The organism is Streptomyces sp. NPDC034111 (assembly GCF_055575375.1).
Window position 1 is genome coordinate 3,775 of sequence record NZ_JBVIST010000041.1, and the last position, 1,201, is coordinate 4,975.

Below are 1,201 nucleotides of genomic sequence, written 5' to 3' on the forward strand. Positions count from 1 at the left end.
GCACGGTGAGCTGGGGGTGGCCGCAGAGACCAGCGAGAAGCGACTGTTTACTAAAAACACAGGTCCGTGCGAAGCCGTAAGGCGATGTATACGGACTGACGCCTGCCCGGTGCTGGAACGTTAAGGGGACCGGTTAGTCAACTTTCGGGTTGGCGAAGCTGAGAACTTAAGCGCCAGTAAACGGCGGTGGTAACTATAACCATCCTAAGGTAGCGAAATTCCTTGTCGGGTAAGTTCCGACCTGCACGAATGGCGTAACGACTTCTCGACTGTCTCAACCATAGGCCCGGTGAAATTGCATTACGAGTAAAGATGCTCGTTTCGCGCAGCAGGACGGAAAGACCCCGGGACCTTTACTATAGCTTGATATTGGTGTTCGGTTCGGCTTGTGTAGGATAGGTGGGAGACTGTGAAGCATCAACGCCAGTTGGTGTGGAGTCATTGTTGAAATACCACTCTGGTCGTGCTGGATGTCTAACCTGGGTCCGTGATCCGGATCAGGGACAGTGTCTGGTGGGTAGTTTAACTGGGGCGGTTGCCTCCTAAAGGGTAACGGAGGCGCCCAAAGGTTCCCTCAGCCTGGTTGGCAATCAGGTGTTGAGTGTAAGTGCACAAGGGAGCTTGACTGTGAGACTGACGGGTCGAGCAGGTACGAAAGTAGGGACTAGTGATCCGGCGGTGGCTTGTGGAAGCGCCGTCGCTCAACGGATAAAAGGTACCCCGGGGATAACAGGCTGATCTTCCCCAAGAGTCCATATCGACGGGATGGTTTGGCACCTCGATGTCGGCTCGTCGCATCCTGGGGCTGGAGTCGGTCCCAAGGGTTGGGCTGTTCGCCCATTAAAGCGGTACGCGAGCTGGGTTTAGAACGTCGTGAGACAGTTCGGTCCCTATCCGCTGTGCGCGTAGGAGTCTTGAGAAGGGCTGTCCCTAGTACGAGAGGACCGGGACGGACGAACCTCTGGTGTGCCAGTTGTCCTGCCAAGGGCATGGCTGGTTGGCTACGTTCGGAAAGGATAACCGCTGAAAGCATCTAAGCGGGAAGCCTGCTTCGAGATGAGGGCTCCCACCTCCTTTGAGGGGTTAAGGCTCCCAGTAGACGACTGGGTTGATAGGCCAGATATGGAAGCGCCGTAAGGTGTGGAGTTGACTGGTACTAATAGGCCGAGGGCTTGTCCTCAGTTGCTCGCGTCCACTGTGT

The 1,201-nt window shown here is 55.8% G+C and carries 1 rRNA gene (cut by a window edge); it reads left to right on the forward strand.

The window, feature by feature from the left end:
- A 23S ribosomal RNA gene (locus tag ACZ55A_RS37025) occupies nt 1-1,180 on the forward strand; it begins 2,025 nt to the left of the window's first position.
- Nucleotides 1,181-1,201: the final 21 nt, after the last annotated feature.